Raw genomic sequence first — 16699 nt, 5'->3', positions numbered from 1 at the left:
GATACCGGCCAGCAAACACACAGTCACACAACAGCGACGCTTTGTGATACGTGACACCTCAACCACAGCACCGAACACCACACAAAAGCCACACAAAACCACGAAACCAGGGAACTACTTCTCACACACACTCGTCGTCAACGGGCGTCTGATCACTCACCAAGAGCGGGCCAGCCTCCTGGAGGAGGTCGAGAAGGCCGCCGACTCCGATCAGCCCCCGGCGAAGGGCACGGCGATGGCCCATGGCTGCGGCTGCGCGGGAAAAAACCCCGCTGACCAGCACAGCCGCCCGGACGGTGACCAGCGCAGCCGCTCGGAGACCGTGCCTGGCGGTTGGCCGATGCGGATATCGCCCAGGCGCACCGAGCGGAAACCGATCGGTTTTCATTTCGTTGAAACCCGGATAACCTCGCAGTATGACCACTGACGTGAGGCTAAGTCCCCGAGAGCGGCTGCTGGAGGCGGCGGCCACGCTCACCTACATGAACGGTGTCGGCATCGGTATCGAGGCGCTGTGCAAGGCGGCGGGGGTGTCCAAGCGCTCCATGTACCAGCTGTTCGAGAGCAAGGACGAACTGCTGGCGGCGAGCCTGGAGGAGCGCTCGTCTGCCTTCGTGGCGAGGCTCCTTCCTGCGGAGGGTGATGGCCGTTCACCCCGCGAGCGGATCCTGCACGTCTTCGAACAGGTGGAATCGCAGGCGGGTGCGCCCGAGTTCCGAGGCTGCCAATACCTCGCTGTGCAGATCGAGCTCAAGGATCAGAGCCACCCTGCGAGCCGGGTGGCACACCGGATCAAGGGGGAGCTGACGGCCTTTTTCCGTGCCGAGGCCGAGCAAGGCGGGGTGAACGATCCGGACCTGCTGGCGCGGCAACTGATCCTGGTCTTCGACGGCGCCAACGCCCGCGCGGGGATCGGCGCCGACAACCTGACAGGGCTCATCACGCCCACCGTAGTCACCCTGCTCGACGCGGCAGGCATGCGCTGACGCATCGCCCCACCCCTGGCCCCGAGGACGGGCTCCCCGTAGCGAACACCCCACTACGACCTGGGCAAAACCCTCAAACGACCACTATCGCTAAAGACCAGAGATCCAGACTCAGTAAAGAACAAGCTCATTGTCAGGTTGCCGGCGCGTCCTGGATGATCCACTGGATCCCGTGCGGGATGAGAAAGTCGAGGAAGGCGGTTGGGTGGTAGGCCTGGGCGGGTGCGAGTACTCCCGGCTTGGCAGGGTCGGTGATGAGACGGCGGGCGCTTTCGACGGCGATCACCGCGGTCGTGCCGTAGGTGTCGGGGCCCTGGACGATGCCGCGGGCGCGGCGGCCGTCGGTACTGGTGGCGTCGAGCACGTAGGTGAAGTGCTGGGTGCGGCGGCTGTCCTCATCGGGTCCTTCGGGCAGGCTTTGGATGATCTCTGGTGTGAGTGGGGTGTTCAGCTGGTCGCCCAGCGCCGCCTCGGTCAGGCCCTGGACATGCCGGACGCGGATGTGACGGGGAATGGTCACCACCTCCGACACGGGGAAGGCCATCACCGGGGTCGTCTCCGACTGTCCGGGCAGCGTGATCGCGGTGTGGCGGGCGGGCATGCCGGGGTGCCAGTCGCCGTCGTGGTAGGCCAGGCCGCCCGCCTTGATGGCGTCGATCGTTTCGACCACCGAACGCAATGAGCCGCGCGACATGCCGCCGCCCCCGACGACCACGTGGGTGGTGATGATCTCTTCGACCGGCTCAAGGCGGTCGGCCAGGATGTGGGCCATGAGGTCCACTGGGACGCAGCCGTCGTTGGCGGCGGGTACGACGGTGACCCCGGCGTTCTCCGCCTCCGAGGTGAAGGTGTCGAAGATCTTCTTGACGTAGAGCTGCTCGCCTGAGGTGTCGACGTAGTGACAGCCGGCGGCGATCGCGGCGCGGACCACGGCCTCACCTGAGGAGGTGAAAGGTCCGGCGCAGTTGATGACGCCGTCGCAGCCGCGGAACGCGCTCACCAGCGCCTCATGGTCGCTGGAGTCGGCCACGCGTCGTTCCGCGTCGGGGAGGCCGACCGCCGAGGCGGCCTCCTGTAGGCGCGCGAGATCGCGTCCGGTCAGGACCGTCTCGATGTCGCGTCGTGCCAGTTCGGTGAGCACGAGCTTTCCCTGGTATCCACTCGCGCCATAAACGGCGATCTTCATGTCATCTCCTCACGATGGTGGGCTGCGCGGTTGCCCAGCCATCAGCACAGTAAGACGCCATCACAAGACGTTTGAATGCGTGATTCACTCCAGTGTTTGCGCCATCGTCTTCGCATATGCCGTGGTTGGTTACGCTGGCTGCGTGGACGTTCTGTCTGATGTTGTGAGTGCGGCGCGTACCGGCCGGCCCCACTCGGGCCGGGTGACCAGGTCCGCTCCCTTCGCCCAGCGGTCTCCGGCGGTGCCGTCCGCCGGGTTCCACATCGTTCTCCAGGGAACGTGCTGGCTTCTCCCATCGCAGGGTGAGCCGATCGCGCTCGGGCCGGGCGACGTGGCGTTCCTGCCGCGCGGATCCGCACACGGTCTGGCCGACGACCCGTCCACCCCGGTAAGCGAGCCGCCCACAACGCTCACCGGAGTCCATGACGACCGCGACGACGAAACGTCAGCCGAACGGCCGCCGACTGTGGTCATGCTCTGCGGCGCCTACCTCCTGGACGGATCCGGGCCACATCCGCTTTTGAACGACCTGCCTGAGGTCATCCATCTACCGACGCGGGTAGGGCGCCACAGGGAACTCAGCGCCGCCGTCGAACTCCTCGGCGTGGAACTGGACAGCGACGCCCGCCCAGGCTCCGACACCATCCTGCTCACCCTGCTGGATCTTCTCCTGCTCTACATCCTGCGCGCGTGGTTCGAAGAACAGCGCGTCTCCGGCCACTCCGCCACCGGCTGGGCTGCGGCCCTGCACGACCCCGCCGTCGCCGCCGCCCTGCGCGCCATCCACGAAGACCCCAGCCGGCAATGGACCGTCGAGGAGTTGGGCGCGCAGGCACGCCTGTCCCGCGCCGCCTTCGCCCGGCGGTTCACCCATCTGATCGGCCAGCCACCGCTCACCTACCTGACATGGTGGCGGATGACCACCGCCGCCCGGCTCCTGCGCACCTCCGACGCCCCCGTCAACACGATCGCCCAACAGGTCGGCTACAGCTCGCAGTACACCTTCACCCATGCCTTCAAACGCCAGTACGGGTCACCGCCCGGCAGTTACCGGAACCACACCGGCTGAAGTACAACACCCGCATAGGGATCTTCGAGGTTCGGCGGCCTTTGGACGGCTGACTTTGGGCTCGGACTGACGACAGGCTTCCCGCCAGGCAGAAAGGGCTCCGTTCCCTCCCGAGGAGCCGCCAGTGCGGATCGTCTACTCCCGCTTACCTCTGCTGGTGGATCAACCTGAACGAAGCGTGACGCGGCCGGGATCAGTCTCCTGCTTGAGCTTGCGCCTGGAAACCGATCGGTTTACAGTGAGGGAAACCGATCGGTTTTCTCATGAGCCAAGGAGCACAGGATGGCGACAAATCAGCCGGTGGCACTCGTGACGGGTGCGTCATCGGGCATCGGAAAAGCAGCCGCGCTCGCGCTGGTCGAAGCGGGTTTCGACGTGGTCGGCACAAGCCGTGACACCTCGCGTGTCACCCCGCTCGACGGCGTGACCTTCCTCGACCTCGACGTGGCTGATGACGAGTCGGTCACCGCCGCGGTCCAGCAGGTGATCGAGCGGTTCGGGCGGATTGACGTGCTCGTCAACAACGCCGGCATGGGCGCAATCGGTGCCGTCGAGGAAAGCTCCGTCGAGCAAGCCCAGGACCTCTTCAACGTCAACGTCTTCGGTGTGATGCGCATGACAAAGGCCGTCCTGCCCCACATGCGCGCTCAAGGACGCGGACGCATCATCAACCTGTCCTCCGTGGTCGGCTTCCTCCCCTCGCCTTACATGGCCGCCTACTCCGCCTCCAAGCATGCGATCGAGGGATACTCCGAGTCCCTGGACCATGAGGTCCGCGAGTACGGCGTCCGGGCGCTTCTCGTCCAACCCGCCTACACCAGCACCGGATTCGAGGCCAACAGCCCGCGACCCGACACGCCCCTGCAGGTCTACGCGGACCAGCGGCGCGCCTTCGATCGCATGATGGAGACAGCGATCAAGGACGGCGACGACCCCGCCATCGTCGCCAAGGTGATCGTCGAGGCGGCGACCGACCCGAAGCCGAAGCTGCGCTACACCGCCGGCCCCGTGGCCGGACGCGCAAGCACACTGCGCCGCGTCGCTCCTGCCCGGGTCTTCGACAAGCAGATCCGCAAGCTCAACAAACTGGCCGGTTGACGCCTACCCGAACAAGGAGTCGGTGATATGCCCAGCCAAGAAGCGCGTCCCACGATTCCGGACCGGGAAGCCAACAAGGAACTGCTGCCTGCCGCCGATTTCACGCAGGTGCCGGGAGCGGGCCACTTCATCGCACTCGAGAGGCCGGAGGTCGTGGCGGACCTGCTGACCTCGGTGGCTTGACTCCTCCGCACCGCTCAACTTTGCAGACCCGGATACCCGGGCGCTTGTCGGCGCGCCCATCGCGTACTGATCGTGCGCGTACTCAAACCTCTGGAGTCAAAAGCCATGTCTTCTCACACCACTTCCACCATCTTCATCGTCGGCGGCACAGGGGCTCAAGGGATGCCCATCGTCCGCGCTCTTGTCGCCGACAAGAAGTACTCCGTTCGAGTCCTCACCCGCGATTCCACCTCCGCCCGAGCCCAGGCCCTCCTCGCGCTCGGCAACGTCTCCATCCTCGAAGGTTCATTCGCCGACGAAGACGTGCTGCGGGAAGGATTTCGCGGCTGTGACGGGGCATTCATCAACATCGACGGGTTCAACACCGGTGAGAAAACCGAGACCTACTGGGCCATCCGCAGTTACGAGATAGCGATAGAAGAAGGAATCAAGTTCTTCGTCTACGGAAACCTCGACTACGCCCTCAAGAAATCAGGCTACGACTCCAGGTTCCGCACCGGCCATTATGACTGCAAAGGCCGCATGGCCGAATGGGTACTGTTTCAAAACGAAAAGAACCGGGACAGGATGGGAGCGGCGGTCTTTACTTCAGGTCCCTACATCGAGATGGTGATCTCACCGCTCACGCCCATGACACCCACGATCGAGGACGGTGTCGTCACGTGGCGAGTCCCTCTCGGCGAGGGAGCCGTTCCCCATGTGGCTCTCGAAGATTGCGGATTCTACGTTCGCTGGCTCTTCGATCATCAAGAGCGGGCGAACGGCATGGATCTCGAAGTCGCCATTGAACATATGACCTATACCGATATGGCTGCGGCATTCGAGAAGGTCACCGGGCATCCAGCACAATACATCGACACTGATCTGAACACATATTGGAACAATCCGGACCTGAAAGGGATTGCTGATCACCCTGCCGGATACAACGCCGACCCCAACGACAAGAGCACCATGAGCTTCCGCGACAATTTCACGGGCTTCTGGAACGTGTGGAAATACGGAATCATCACCAGAGATTACGCTCTGCTCGACGAAATTCACCCCAACAGGATCAGAAGTGCTGAGGAGTGGTTCCGTCGAGAAGACCAGGTGGGAAGGGACCTCGGCAAGGGAAGTCTCTGGGAGAGAGTCCAGCCGCAGAACTGGAGCGTCGATTCTGCGATCCTTAAGAGCAGTGCGGATTTCAGGACGGGCAAGTTGTAAACGGGTGAGCCGCACTACGGCCTGAGCCTTCCCCGTTAGGCAATCACCACCTCGGCTGGATCGCCGCTCGGTGCGGGAAGGCCGGGTGACCGACATCGATCACGACATCGCCTACGCCGACCGCTCCCACCACGAGTGGGAACCGTTCCTGGGGGTGTATCCGCAAGCGGTGCTCCTTGTCACAGGCGAAGCCACGGGCAGATCTCGCTTCCTCGTCGGGCACTGTTGCGCCGGTAAACCCTGGTGGTGCTGGCCTGGTGAGGTCATGCCGACTCGCTGTGCTGGGTGCTCTGGGCCGTGCCGGGGGGCGTCGAAAAAGGGGTGCTGGTAAGAAGCGTGTCATGAGCCCCAAACGAGCAGCTCTGCCCAGGTCGGTGTGGCAACTTTCATAGCGCCGGACCTCGATGGCCCTGCTGCGATCTTGTACGGAATTGATCATTTCTGGGGGGAGCCAAGGTAAGCCGGAAAGGGGCAACGAGCATCGGCCGGGTGGTGGGCGGGTCACCGCTGCGGGAGGCCGTGGTGGCCGCGTGCGGGTGTATGCGGATGGTCAGCGTCATGGGGGTGTTGGCCGCGCCGGGCCTGGAGTGATCCGGCCAGCAGGGCCAGGCCGAGGGCTGTGGTCGCCAGTACGGCCCCGACGGCGCTGGGCGAGGTGGTTCCCAGACCGGAGGACAGGGCGAGGCCGCCGAGCCAGGCGGCGAGCGCGTTTCCCAGGTTGAAGGCTCCGATGTTGACGGCGGAGGCCAGGGTCGGGGCCTGGGTGGTGTGATCGAGTACCCGCTTCTGCAGTGGCGGCACCGTCGCGAACCCGAACATGCCGATCAACACCAGGAAGGCGGCCGCAGAAGCTTTATGGTGCGCGGCGATCGTGAACAGGGCCAGGGTAAGGCCCAGGCCGGCGAGCGCGGCCGAGAGCATTCGCATCGGGGCGCGGTCGGCGAGGCGGCCGCCGAGCAGATTTCCGGCGACCATGCCGAGGCCGAACAGCACCAGGAGCCAGGGCATGGAGCCGTCAGAGAAACCGGCCGCGCCGGTCATGATCGGGGCGATGTAGGTGATCGCGGCGAACACGCCGCCAAAGCCCAGCACGGTCATGGCCATGGCGAGGATGACCTGGGTATCGCGAAGGGCAGCGAGCTCGCGGCGTATGCCGCCGTGGGAATGGTGCCCCCGGGGGTCCTGAGGGAGAAGCGCGGCGATGCCCGTGGCGCCGAATGCGCCGAGTGCGGCCACGGCCAGGAAGGTCGTGCGCCAGCCGAAATGCTGCCCGATGAAGGTTCCGGCGGGCACGCCGACGACGGTGGCGAGGGTCAACCCGGTGAACATGGTGGCGATCGCGCCCGCCTTGCGTCGGGGCGGGACCAGGTCGGCAGCGACGATGGCGCCGATGCCGAAGAAGGCGCCGTGCGCGAGCGAGGCGATGACTCGTCCGGCGAGCAGGAGTTCGAATGTGGGGGCGACGGCGGTGAGCAGGTTGCCGGCGATGAACACGCCCATGAGCCACATCAGCATCTGTTTGCGGGTCGTGCGGGTGCCGAGGAGGGCCAGGGCGGGTGCGCCGGCGACGACGCCGAGCGCGTATGCGGTGGCGGCGAGTCCGGCGACGGAGTCGGTGACACCGAAGCTGCGGGCGACCTCTTCGAGCAGGCCAGTGATCACGAACTCTGTAGTGCCGATCGCGAAGGCGCCGACGGCGAGCGCCAGAAGAGCCAGAGGCACGGTGCATCCTGAGGGTGTCGAGGTTGGGGGCGGCCGGGCTGCCGTGCTGGGGGCGGGTAAGGCGATGATGAGCGACGCGCAGTGCGGTCGCGGCACCGATCGGTGGTAGCGCGGGGCGGTGGTCAGCGCCGGGCCAGGGCGGTGATCTGGGTCTCGGTGATTTCGCGAAGGTGACGTCGCGCGGCGGGGTCGTAGGCCTGCGGATGTGCTCGTGCCGGGATTTGCCCGTTGTAGTAGCGGCCGGTCACCCGCTCCAACGCGGGGTCGGTGATCAGCCGCACCACTGCATCGCCGCCCTCGGCGACCGTGCTGGTGGGGGCCGATCCGGCATGACGCACCATCGTGGTGTCCATGAACGTTGCCGGGTGGAGCGCGTTCACGGTCACTGCCTCTGGGCGGAGTTCGTCGGCGAGGTCGAGGGTGAACATGAGCTGGGCAAGCTTGCTGCGCCGGTACGCGGTGACGCCGTCGTAGGAACGGTCGAGCATCAGATCGGTGAAGTCGATCTCCTGTTGTCCGGCGGATGCCACGTTCACGATCCGGGCAGGTGCCGAGCGGGTCAGCAGCGGCAGCAGGAGCCTGGTGAGCCGGTATCCGGCCAGGTAGTTGACCGCGAACCGCAGTTCGAGGCCGTCGGCGCCGACCTGGCGTGCGGCGCCTGTCCGGCCGAACCCGACGCCGGCGTTGTTGACCAGCACCTCCAGCCGGTCAGTGTGCCGGTGCACCTGGTCGGCGAGCCGGTCGACTTCGGCGAGGGAGGCCAGGTCGGCCAGCAGGATCGAGGGGGTGGGGCCACCCGCCGCAACGATGGCGTCGCGAACATCGCACGCCCGGGCCGGGTCGCGTCCGTGGATGAGGATGCGAGCGCCTGCCCGTCCGAGTCGCAGTGCGAGGTGGCGCCCGAGCCCGTCGGTGGAACCGGTGATCAAGATCGTGCGGCCGGCGACCACACCATGGATGTCGTCGTTCATGTGGTCTCCCTGGCGGCCCGATCGTGGGGCGCCGCGTTCGGCAACCCCACGATCGGGACCGCCGGTCATGCCCGTGCCAGGGTGAAGCCGATGTTCGCGCCCAGCCCGACGCCGAAGGCGAGCTGGACCAGCAGTTCCACGGCCGGCTCCAGGTAGCGGGCGTTGGTCAGCGGGCCGGCGTCCACGGTGTCGAAGCCGAGTTGCACGCCCAGTTCCAGCACGGTCTTCTTGGCGGTCTCATCGTCTGCGGCCACCGGCAGGAAGATCGTGCCGCCGCCGAGTTCGGGCGTGTCCAGGGTGCCGGCGAGCACGGTGTTGAAGGCCTTGACGACCCGGGCGCCGGGCAGCGCGGCGGCGACCTGCTCTCCCCCCGACGTGCTGTGCCCGAGGGTCAGTGACATGAAGTCGGCCGCGAGCGGGTTGGTGGCATCGATCACGATCTTGCCGTTCAGGGCGGACTTGACCTTGTCGTCGAGCCGGGCCACGGCGGGGAACGGCACGGCCAGCACGGTGACATCGGCCTCGGCGGCCTGCGCCGCGACCTGATCCGGGCCGGTGGAGGAGTCGGCCACGGTCACTGTGTGTCCTGCGGTGCCGAAGCGGCGGGACAGCGCAGAGCCGACGTTGCCCTTGCCGATGATGTTGATCTTCATGAGTGAACCCTTCCGGTCGAGGCACATGCCAACGCCTCAGCGAGCAATTTGCGTCGAATTCGACGCAACTGAGGGCAACCGTACTGATGCGTCGAATTCGACGCAAGTCCGGTATGGTCGGAGCATGAGCGAACCGCGCTGGCTGAACGACCAGGAGATGCGTGCCTGGACCGGGTTCCTGGAAGCCTCCGCCCTGGTGCATCGCCTGGTCGAACTGCAGCTCCGGCAGGACGGCGGGCTCACCATGGTCCAGTACGAGATCCTGCACAGGGCCAACGAGGGTGCCCCCCGGCACCGATGCATCACCGAGATCGCCGAACTGATGATCACCTCACGGAGCGGCCTGAGCTACCAGGTCGCCCAACTGGAGAAGGCCGGCCTGCTGCGTCGCGAGACCGACGCCGACGACGAACGCAGAGCCATGATCGTCATCACCGACAACGGCCGGCGGCTCCTTGAACGAACCGCCCCCGGGCACGTGGAGACGATCCGTCACGGCCTGATCGACCTGCTCACCGACGAGCAGGTCACCCGCCTCGCCGACATCATGGACACCGTCAGCACCCACCTGCGCCCCCGCGTCCCGCTCACCCCCTCCCGCAAGAAGAGCACCCGCACAACACACTGACCCGTGCCCCGTCCCGCCTGACCCGATCGACGGCCGGGCAGCACCACGAATCCAAGAGGAGGGGCCAGCCCTGCGACCACGGCAAGATCGCGTGCCTCAACCTCAGCAAGATGCTGCAGAAAGCAGGACGCAGGGGCGGGGCAGCGTGGTGGCGTCAGCGCGCCGCCGAAGCAGCCAAGGCCGACCCATCCTGACTAGGCACGGCTGGTCGGCCACCAGCCTGGCTCCATGGAAGGGCGCTCGCCTCCGCGACGTGCAAGGTCACACAGCAGGTAGCGGACTGGCTGCGTGGGCGTTCATGTACTCCAAATCGCTCATGATCCCTTCTATCTGAGGTCCGGATGAAAAGGTGACGCGGGGTGTCAGGTTTTGGGGTCAGCATGGGTCCACCGGCCGGCGCCGATAGTGAGCCTCGACCGGCCCTACGGATGGACAAGGACCCGCAAATGCGCGAAACGCCAGAAGATCTCAAAGAGCTCCAGGCCCTGCTGGACGCCTCGCTCTCCCGTTCTACCTCGCATCTCCGTTCGATCATCACTACCAAGAGCACGCTGACCGCGGAGCAGCTCACCCAGGTCCTCACCGGCATGTGCACCCTCGCCTTGTCGACCGTGACGGCGAAGGGTGAACCGCGGATCAGCGGGGTGGACGGGCATTTCCTGCATGGCAAGTGGCACTTCGGCACGGCGCCCGGGGCTGCCAAAGCCCGCCACCTCGCCGCACGGCCCGCCGCCAGCGTCGCGCACCTGCGCGGTGAGGACCTGGGCGTGTTCACGCACGGCACGGTGGAGATCCTCAACCCCCAGGACGGCGAGCCGGCCGCGGACTGGCCGGAGCTACTTGCGTACTTCAAGGACTTCTACGGCGACGACGGCTTCGACTGGGAAAACGAGGTGGTCTACTACCGGCTGCATCCGCACTGGATGAGCGTCTATGCCCCCGACATCGCAAAGCTCACTGCGGCGTCCTGAACGAAGGTTCACGCCCTACCCGGCCTTTTAGTCCTGGCTTAAAGGGGGGCTGTGGTCCATGAGGTGGTCAGCGATGCTCTTTCTCGGCTGCCCCACACGCATCGGGGCAGCGATGCAAAGAAGGAGGGGGCAATGAGGATCGCGAAGACCTCGGCCTCGCTGGTGGCGGGGGTCGCCGTCGGTGCCGCCGCTCTCGCGGGTACGGGTGCCGCGCAGGCGTCCACGCCCAGTGCCCAGCAAGCCGTGGCCGAACCCGCCGCCCAGGTCTCGGCCCGGCCCTGGCACCACAAGACGAAAGGCGCCCAGTCGGCCGGACAGATAAACCTCACGAATGGCCGGGCCAAGGGCTGGGTGCGTGACACCGGCCCGGGAGACGGTAAGTGCGCCTATGTGAAGATCACCTGGATATCTTACGCGGGCCGCCAGGACCATGATGTGCGCAAGGATTGCGCGGGCGTCAAGCGGCACTTCAAGGTAAGGGGTGTGGGAGATGGCCCCTATTACCCGGTGAAAGACGTCTTCATCAAGACCTACCGCAAGTGATTTCACGTGTAGTTCCTCCCAAGACAACCCTTCATGAAGGAGAGTCGATGAAGGTCGTGAAGATTTCGTCTTCGCTGGTGACGGGAGTCGCCGCCGCTTCCGTCGCCCTCGGCGGCGCGGGCGCCGCACACGCGTCTGCGCCCGAGGCCCGGCAGGTCGCGCCCGAGGTCCGGCAGGTCGCACCCGAGCCTGGTACCCGCCAGCCCACCTCCATTCCGTGGAACCAGAAGGTGAAGGGCGCTCAATCGGTCGGAAAGCGTGGCATCCTCCCGGCCGGCTGGGCCAAGGGCTGGATACGCGACATCGGCCCGGGAGACGGCAGGTGCGCCTACGTGAAGATCACCTGGCTGGGGAGCAACGACCGCCGCGACACGGATGTGCGCAAGGACTGCGCGGGTGTCAAGCGAAAGTTCTCCGTAAGGTCGGGAGACGGCTATTACTGGGACCCGTACGCCGTCCATATCAAGACCTACCGCAAATAAGGCGACTAGCTCCTCCGTGAAGTCGCCCCTCCCAGCCCTCGTCGTCGTGATCCCGGCAAACTGCGGCCGATCAGGTTCTGCGCGAGATGACCATGATGTATTCGCAGGGGGCGTTCGTTCGGTTGGCGAAGCCGTGGTCCGCGTCGGCCTGGAAGAACAGGGAGTCGCCTGTGTTCAGGGTCTCGGTGATCCCGCCGATCGCGACGGTGAGGGTGCCTTGGAATACCACGAGTTGTTTCTCGGTACCCGGCGGATACGCGGGCAGCAGCCCGGTGGAGACCTGCGCGGGGAGGTAGTGGACGACCATCTCGGCTCCTCCCGCGCCCGGGGCCGCTGACACCATGTGCCGCTCGAAGCCGGTTTCCGGGTCACGGAAAACGGGGCGATCGTCCTTGCGCATGACAACGGCCACACCGGACACGGCAGCAGCCGGCGCACCGATCAGGTCCGAGAGCGACGCGTCGAGCGCGTGGGCGATCCTGGACGCGACGCCGATCGTCGGGCTCTTCTCACCGCGTTCGACTTTGGACAGCATCGCCCGGCTGACCGACGACTGTGCGGACAGCTGTTCCAGCGTCAGGCCTGCCTTCTCACGGCGTCGCCGCACGTTACCGCCGAACGCGCCAGCCAGGTCGTCACCGTGCTGTGGTTCGGCCGCGTTTCCGTCTTGCTCGATCACCGTGCTCCTCGATCGATGGGTACCTCGCTGCCCACAGTGTAGGGTTTCTCCTAAAGAAGATATGATCTTCTATCGGAGACGCGCGATGTGCGCCCAGCACGACGGAGGTTCCATGCGTTTGATCTCGAGTGGCCGGCACCATGCCACGTTCGAATTCGGCGATCTGCAGGTGATCTCGTTGCGAGACGGGTACATCGACATGCCCCCGACACGGCTCCGCGACGAGGATGGGCGCAAACTCGATGAGCTGCCGGCCGCCGTCCCGCTGGCCGGCGACAACTTGCGACTGTCGGTCAACGCCTTCTTCGTCACCGACGGCACGCGGTCGGTTCTCATCGACACCGGCGCGTCCAACGCCTGGCACGACCCCACCATGGGATTGATCTACGACGCGCTCGACGAAGCGGGAATCGACCGCGCGCAGGTCACCGATGTGGCCATCACCCACAAGCACGAAGACCACGTGAGCGGCCTGATCGCGCCGGACGGTTCAGAGGCGTTCACCAAACTCGAGCGCGTGTGGATCGGCGCGGGCGACGCCTCGGTGTTCACGGGACGGCTCGAGCCGATCCGCGACCGGGTCGTACCCGTGTCGGAGCAGGTCGCGATCAACGACTGGACCACCGCCATCCCGACACCGGGCCACACACCCGGCCACACCGTCTACGACATCAGGAGCGGCACCGCCCACCTTCTCGCCTGGGGCGACACCGTTCACGTTCCCACGCTTCAATTCGATCAGCCGAACGTGTCCTGGGAGCTCGACGGCAACCAGCCCCAGGCCCGCGCCGCGCGAGCGGCCCTCCTCAAACGACTGACCAGACCACACCACTTCGTAGCCGGCGCCCACCTCGACTCACCCGGCATCGCCCGCGTAACCCCGTTCGGCGACGGTTATGCGCTGGAATACCTCGCACCACCGATCGGCTGATCGAGCCTGCCGGCTCCGGGCCGCGCTCGCTCACACCGCAGCTGTCACCTCGGCCGTGAGACCCGCCCCTCGTACAGTGGACCGTTGGGTCCACTCGCTGGCTACGGTAGGTGGATGAGCGATAGTCCGGTCCCGACCCCCAAGACGCAGCGTGGCCAGGCGAGCCGCGACCGGCTGGTCGAGGTCGCGGCGCAGTCGGTCGTGGCGCACGGGATCCACAAGCTTCGGCTCGACGAGGTCCTCAGCGCGGCCAGCTGCAGCAAGAGCCAGATGTATCACTACTTCCAGGGCCGTGACGGCCTTGTCGAGGCCGCGGTCACCTACCGCTGCACCGAGGTGCTCGACCAGCTGGCAGCGGTGTTCGAGAGCGTCGGATCGTTGGACGATCTCACCTCGGTGCTGACCGTCCTCGCCGACGAGTACGCCGTGCACCTGGCTGGCTGCCCGATCGGGACGCTGGCGAGCGAGCTGACATCAGGTCCGGAGCCCGCGCGACGCGTCGTTCTCGACGCCTTTGCCTCGTGGGAGTCGTTCCTGGCGCAGGCGTTGGCGCGGATCCGCGACGCCGGTGAGCTGCGATCGGACGCGGACCCGTCCTCGCTGGCGACCGGGCTGCTGGCGGCGATCGAGGGGGGAATGTTCCTCAGCCAGGTCCGGCGCGACGCCACGCCGCTGCGCGCCGCGCTGACCGTCGGCCTCGGTTATCTGCGCGACTTCCGGCAAGAAGTGGACTAGTTGGTCCAGTATTGTTAGCGTTCCAGGCAATTGGACCACGTGGTCCAGTTGTCTGGAGGCTGTGATGTCCGGATCCGCTCTGGCCACGCGTCGCGGCGTGTTGATTCTGTTGCTGCTCTGCGCGGTGCAGTTCCTCGACGTCGTCGACACGGCGATCATGAACGTGGCACTGCCGACCATCAAGGAAGACCTGGACTTCACCCAGCAGAGCCTGCAGTGGGTGGTCAGCGGTTATCTCATCAGCTACGGCGGCCTGCTGCTGCTCGGTGGCCGGGCCGCCGACCTGCTCGGTCGGCGGCGGCTGCTGGTGGCGGGCATGGCGATCTTCGCGGTCTGCTCGCTGGCCGGTGGGCTCGCTTCCACCGCGACGCTGCTGGTGACCGCACGGGTCGCGCAGGGTGTCGGCGCCGCCATGATGGCGCCGGCCGCACTGTCCATCCTGGCCACGACCTTCACCGGGGGCGACCGCAACAAGGCGCTCGGGGTCTGGGGCGCGATGAGCGGTGTCGGGGCCGCGGCGGGCATCTTCCTCGGCGGCGTCCTGACGCAGGGACCGGGCTGGCGCTGGGTGCTCCTGGTCAACGTACCGATCTGCGCATTCATGATCGCCGCAGCGTTCCGGCTCATCTCCGGTGATCGGCCCGAGCGTCCCCGGGCGGGCTTCGATCTGCGCGGTGCCGTACTCGTGACCGGCGGGATGCTGATCGGTCTCCGCGCGCTCATCGAGGCTCCGGACGTCGGATGGGCCACCGCCCGTACGGTCGGCGAGCTCACCACCGCGGCGGCGTTGATCGTCGCGTTCGTCGTCAACGAGTCACGGGTCGCCAACCCCCTGTTCCCGCTGGGCTTGCTGCGGGTCAAGGGCATTGCGGCTGCTGACGTCATCCAGCTCGCGGCCTTCGGCGGATTCACGGGCTCGTTCTTCTTCCTGACCCTCTACATGCAGAACGTGCTCGGCTTCTCGCCCATCCAGTCCGGCTCGGCATATCTCCCGGTGACGGTGGTCATCGTGATGGCGGCTGGGATCTCGTCCGTCCTCATCGGACGGATCGGCACCCGTCCGATCATCGTCGCCGCCGGCCTGATCTCGGCGGGCGGGATGTACCTGCTGTCCCGGATCCCGGCCGACGGCGCCTATGTCAGCGACCTGCTGCCTGGCCTGCTCACCATGGGCGTCGGCCTCGGCGCCTTGCTCGTGACCGTCACCGCGGCGGCCAACGCCGGCGTGCCCGCAGACAAGGCCGGACTGGCCGCCGGCCTGCTCAACACCTCCCAGCAGCTGGGCACCGCCCTGGCCATCGCGGTCTTCTCCGCGCTGGCCACCGCCCGTACGAACGACCTGCTGGCCACCGGTACGGCGATCCCAGACGCATTGACCGAGGGGTTCGGCCGCGCTGTGCTCGCCGGCTCAGTCTTCGTCGCCGTGGCCGCAGTCATCGGCCTGCTGGCACCCCACACCCACACCGCGTCCACGACACCCGGCGTCCCCGCCGAGTCCACGACACCCGGCGTCCCCGCCGACGGTGATGCCGTACGGATGCCGGCCGACACCACCTCACCCCCACTGATTGATTCGCTGAAGGAGACGAAGTCATGAACAGGTTCCAGGACCGGATCGTCCTCGTCACCGGGGGCAGCAGCGGGATCGGCCTCGCCGCAGCCACCGCGTTCGCCAGGGAAGGCGCGTCATCATCACCGGCCGGGACGGCGAGGCGCTCGCCCAGGCCGAGAAGGTGATCAGGCGTAAGGGGTTGCGTCCCCGTCCAAGGAGATCCGGGTACCGATGGGCTTCAGGCGAACGTCTGGATCCGTACCGCGCCGAAAAGAGCCAGAATGGGCTTCTGGGCACGGAACCAGCGCGGCCCGCGTTCGTCATGCACGTCCCGGAGGGGGCCGATCCTGACGCCAAGCGCACGATGCTGAAGAAGATCAACGCAGCGGTCACCGAGGCCTACCGGCTTCCGGACTTCATGACGTTCATCCACGAGCATGCCCTTGACCTTGTGGCGCTCGACGGGGGCCTGCTCGCGGACGACCAGCAGCGGGCCGAGACCAGGCAGCGGTCTACACCTGATCGCTGAGGGCGTTCGACAAAGAAGAGAGGTGTTTGCTCATGGCGGATCGTGCATGCGAATCGGCTGTCGGCCACCGTCCAGGGAGGGTGCTGCGGTGAGCGGGCTTGAGGACTTCGCACGGCTCGTACCGGGCGATCATGGCTTGTGCGTGGTGTCGACCCTGCGGGCGGACGGGACCATCCAGTCGTCGGTGGTGAACGCGGGTGTCCTGGCGCATCCGGTGACCGGTGCGCAGGTGGTCGGACTGGTCGCCGTCGGCGGTACACGCAAGGTGGCCAACCTGCGAGCACGTCCGCGCGCGAACGTGGTGGTCCGCGCAGGCTGGGAGTGGGCCGCAGCCGAAGGACCGGTCGACCTCGCCGGCCCTGACGATCCCCTTCCCGGTGTGGACGACGAACGCCTCCGCCTCCTCCTACGCGAGATCTTCACCGCAGCCGGCGGCACGCACGACGACTGGCCCACCTACGACCGGACGATGGCCGAGGAACGCCGCGTCGCCGTACTCCTCACCCCGGAGCGAATCTCAGGGAATCGCAGCTCCTGAAGATCGGTGCCAACGGCGGGACGGAAGCGCCGACCGTCCC

General features: G+C 66.5%; 21 protein-coding genes. 16 read left to right on the top strand and 5 right to left on the bottom strand.

The genetic code is table 11. The annotated features are described in order from the left end of the window. On the top strand, positions 1 to 427 hold a 427-nt coding region (locus ACH34W_RS41745), incomplete at its 5' end, for a hypothetical protein (protein WP_395966734.1). Then, positions 417 to 986, top strand: a complete 570-nt coding sequence (locus ACH34W_RS41740) for a TetR/AcrR family transcriptional regulator (protein ID WP_395966733.1) — start codon at positions 417 to 419, stop codon at positions 984 to 986. The genes ACH34W_RS41745 and ACH34W_RS41740, both read left to right, overlap by 11 nt. Before the next feature lie 133 nt (positions 987 to 1119). Here the strand turns inward: ACH34W_RS41740 and ACH34W_RS41735 are convergent, their stop codons facing one another. Beyond that, a complete protein-coding gene (locus ACH34W_RS41735; RefSeq protein WP_395966732.1) occupies positions 1120 to 2172 on the bottom strand; it encodes a saccharopine dehydrogenase family protein in 1053 nt (350 codons plus the stop codon). Between the two features lie 142 nt (positions 2173 to 2314). On the opposite strand from ACH34W_RS41735, the gene ACH34W_RS41730 reads away from it, so the two are divergent. From ACH34W_RS41730 to ACH34W_RS41715, 4 genes are all read left to right on the top strand, one after another. After that, positions 2315 to 3241, top strand: coding sequence for an AraC family transcriptional regulator (locus ACH34W_RS41730; RefSeq protein WP_395966731.1), 927 nt, complete (start codon positions 2315 to 2317; stop codon positions 3239 to 3241). Between the two features lie 282 nt (positions 3242 to 3523). Next, complete coding sequence (locus ACH34W_RS41725) at positions 3524 to 4339, top strand: oxidoreductase (protein WP_395966730.1); 816 nt, start codon at positions 3524 to 3526, stop codon at positions 4337 to 4339. Positions 4340 to 4366: 27 nt separating this feature from the next. Beyond that, positions 4367 to 4522, top strand: coding sequence for an alpha/beta fold hydrolase (locus ACH34W_RS41720; protein WP_395966729.1), 156 nt, complete (start codon positions 4367 to 4369; stop codon positions 4520 to 4522). Between the two features lie 72 nt (positions 4523 to 4594). Continuing rightward, the gene (locus ACH34W_RS41715; protein WP_395966728.1) at positions 4595 to 5725 is read left to right on the top strand and encodes an NmrA family NAD(P)-binding protein; all 1131 of its coding nucleotides are present in this window, start codon (positions 4595 to 4597) and stop codon (positions 5723 to 5725) included. A gap of 501 nt (positions 5726 to 6226) precedes the next feature. Here ACH34W_RS41715 and ACH34W_RS41710 read toward each other — a convergent pair. The 3 genes from ACH34W_RS41710 to ACH34W_RS41700 form a co-directional block, all read right to left on the bottom strand. Then, positions 6227 to 7447: an MFS transporter gene (locus tag ACH34W_RS41710; protein ID WP_395966727.1), complete on the bottom strand. Its 1221-nt coding sequence runs from the start codon at positions 7445 to 7447 to the stop codon at positions 6227 to 6229. A gap of 122 nt (positions 7448 to 7569) precedes the next feature. After that, positions 7570 to 8418, bottom strand: a complete 849-nt coding sequence (locus tag ACH34W_RS41705) for an SDR family NAD(P)-dependent oxidoreductase (protein ID WP_395966726.1) — start codon at positions 8416 to 8418, stop codon at positions 7570 to 7572. Between the two features lie 65 nt (positions 8419 to 8483). Next, positions 8484 to 9071, bottom strand: a complete 588-nt coding sequence (locus ACH34W_RS41700) for an NADPH-dependent F420 reductase (RefSeq protein WP_395966725.1) — start codon at positions 9069 to 9071, stop codon at positions 8484 to 8486. Between the two features lie 124 nt (positions 9072 to 9195). On the opposite strand from ACH34W_RS41700, the gene ACH34W_RS41695 reads away from it, so the two are divergent. The 4 genes from ACH34W_RS41695 to ACH34W_RS41680 all read left to right on the top strand — a co-directional run bounded on the left by ACH34W_RS41695 (position 9196) and on the right by ACH34W_RS41680 (position 11695). Continuing rightward, complete coding sequence (locus ACH34W_RS41695) at positions 9196 to 9699, top strand: MarR family winged helix-turn-helix transcriptional regulator (RefSeq protein ID WP_395966724.1); 504 nt, start codon at positions 9196 to 9198, stop codon at positions 9697 to 9699. Positions 9700 to 10145: 446 nt separating this feature from the next. Further along, positions 10146 to 10670, top strand: coding sequence for a pyridoxamine 5'-phosphate oxidase family protein (locus ACH34W_RS41690; protein ID WP_395966723.1), 525 nt, complete (start codon positions 10146 to 10148; stop codon positions 10668 to 10670). Positions 10671 to 10802: 132 nt separating this feature from the next. Then, positions 10803 to 11213 (top strand): hypothetical protein, encoded by a 411-nt coding sequence (locus ACH34W_RS41685; protein WP_395966722.1) that lies wholly within the window; start codon positions 10803 to 10805, stop codon positions 11211 to 11213. A gap of 47 nt (positions 11214 to 11260) precedes the next feature. Continuing rightward, positions 11261 to 11695 carry a hypothetical protein gene (locus ACH34W_RS41680; RefSeq protein WP_395966721.1) on the top strand — a complete coding sequence of 145 codons (435 nt, stop codon included), beginning with the start codon at positions 11261 to 11263 and terminating at the stop codon, positions 11693 to 11695. A gap of 70 nt (positions 11696 to 11765) precedes the next feature. On the opposite strand, the gene ACH34W_RS41675 is transcribed toward ACH34W_RS41680, so the two are convergent. Further along, a complete protein-coding gene (locus tag ACH34W_RS41675; RefSeq protein ID WP_395966720.1) occupies positions 11766 to 12374 on the bottom strand; it encodes a helix-turn-helix domain-containing protein in 609 nt (202 codons plus the stop codon). Between the two features lie 112 nt (positions 12375 to 12486). Here ACH34W_RS41675 and ACH34W_RS41670 point away from each other — a divergent pair, with 112 nt between their 5' ends. From ACH34W_RS41670 to ACH34W_RS41645, 6 genes are all read left to right on the top strand, one after another. Further along, positions 12487 to 13305, top strand: coding sequence for an MBL fold metallo-hydrolase (locus ACH34W_RS41670; RefSeq protein WP_395966719.1), 819 nt, complete (start codon positions 12487 to 12489; stop codon positions 13303 to 13305). Positions 13306 to 13419: 114 nt separating this feature from the next. Then, positions 13420 to 14040: a TetR/AcrR family transcriptional regulator gene (locus ACH34W_RS41665; protein ID WP_395966718.1), complete on the top strand. Its 621-nt coding sequence runs from the start codon at positions 13420 to 13422 to the stop codon at positions 14038 to 14040. 64 nt (positions 14041 to 14104) lie between these two features. After that, positions 14105 to 15637, top strand: coding sequence for an MFS transporter (locus tag ACH34W_RS41660; protein WP_395966717.1), 1533 nt, complete (start codon positions 14105 to 14107; stop codon positions 15635 to 15637). Continuing rightward, a complete protein-coding gene (locus tag ACH34W_RS41655) occupies positions 15634 to 15777 on the top strand; it encodes a hypothetical protein (RefSeq protein ID WP_395966716.1) in 144 nt (47 codons plus the stop codon). Before ACH34W_RS41660 ends, ACH34W_RS41655 begins: the two co-directional genes overlap by 4 nt. A 137-nt stretch (positions 15778 to 15914) precedes the next feature. Further along, complete coding sequence (locus ACH34W_RS41650; protein WP_395966715.1) at positions 15915 to 16121, top strand: hypothetical protein; 207 nt, start codon at positions 15915 to 15917, stop codon at positions 16119 to 16121. 88 nt (positions 16122 to 16209) lie between these two features. Further along, the gene (locus tag ACH34W_RS41645; protein WP_395966714.1) at positions 16210 to 16659 is read left to right on the top strand and encodes a pyridoxamine 5'-phosphate oxidase family protein; all 450 of its coding nucleotides are present in this window, start codon (positions 16210 to 16212) and stop codon (positions 16657 to 16659) included. The last annotated feature ends 40 nt before the right edge of the window (positions 16660 to 16699 follow it).

Source organism: Actinomadura sp. 6N118 (assembly GCF_044326415.1).
In the GTDB taxonomy this organism is placed as follows: domain Bacteria; phylum Actinomycetota; class Actinomycetes; order Streptosporangiales; family Streptosporangiaceae; genus Spirillospora.
Note: the sequence above shows the minus strand (reverse complement) of the source record. Positions and strands in the feature narration are given on the sequence as shown.

Bases quoted from the DNA above. Each gene is read 5' to 3' on its own strand.
- ACH34W_RS41740 (WP_395966733.1), top strand. From the start codon at position 417: ATGACCACTGACGTGAGGCTAAGTCCCCGAGAGCGGCTGCTGGAGGCG.
- ACH34W_RS41735 (WP_395966732.1), bottom strand. From the start codon at position 2,172: ATGAAGATCGCCGTTTATGGCGCGAGTGGATACCAGGGAAAGCTCGTG.
- ACH34W_RS41725 (WP_395966730.1), top strand. From the start codon at position 3,524: ATGGCGACAAATCAGCCGGTGGCACTCGTGACGGGTGCGTCATCGGGC.
- ACH34W_RS41720 (WP_395966729.1), top strand. From the start codon at position 4,367: ATGCCCAGCCAAGAAGCGCGTCCCACGATTCCGGACCGGGAAGCCAAC.
- ACH34W_RS41705 (WP_395966726.1), bottom strand. From the start codon at position 8,418: ATGAACGACGACATCCATGGTGTGGTCGCCGGCCGCACGATCTTGATC.
- ACH34W_RS41700 (WP_395966725.1), bottom strand. From the start codon at position 9,071: ATGAAGATCAACATCATCGGCAAGGGCAACGTCGGCTCTGCGCTGTCC.
- ACH34W_RS41695 (WP_395966724.1), top strand. From the start codon at position 9,196: ATGAGCGAACCGCGCTGGCTGAACGACCAGGAGATGCGTGCCTGGACC.
- ACH34W_RS41690 (WP_395966723.1), top strand. From the start codon at position 10,146: ATGCGCGAAACGCCAGAAGATCTCAAAGAGCTCCAGGCCCTGCTGGAC.
- ACH34W_RS41685 (WP_395966722.1), top strand. From the start codon at position 10,803: ATGAGGATCGCGAAGACCTCGGCCTCGCTGGTGGCGGGGGTCGCCGTC.
- ACH34W_RS41680 (WP_395966721.1), top strand. From the start codon at position 11,261: ATGAAGGTCGTGAAGATTTCGTCTTCGCTGGTGACGGGAGTCGCCGCC.
- ACH34W_RS41670 (WP_395966719.1), top strand. From the start codon at position 12,487: ATGCGTTTGATCTCGAGTGGCCGGCACCATGCCACGTTCGAATTCGGC.
- ACH34W_RS41665 (WP_395966718.1), top strand. From the start codon at position 13,420: ATGAGCGATAGTCCGGTCCCGACCCCCAAGACGCAGCGTGGCCAGGCG.
- ACH34W_RS41660 (WP_395966717.1), top strand. From the start codon at position 14,105: ATGTCCGGATCCGCTCTGGCCACGCGTCGCGGCGTGTTGATTCTGTTG.
- ACH34W_RS41655 (WP_395966716.1), top strand. From the start codon at position 15,634: ATGAACAGGTTCCAGGACCGGATCGTCCTCGTCACCGGGGGCAGCAGC.
- ACH34W_RS41650 (WP_395966715.1), top strand. From the start codon at position 15,915: ATGCACGTCCCGGAGGGGGCCGATCCTGACGCCAAGCGCACGATGCTG.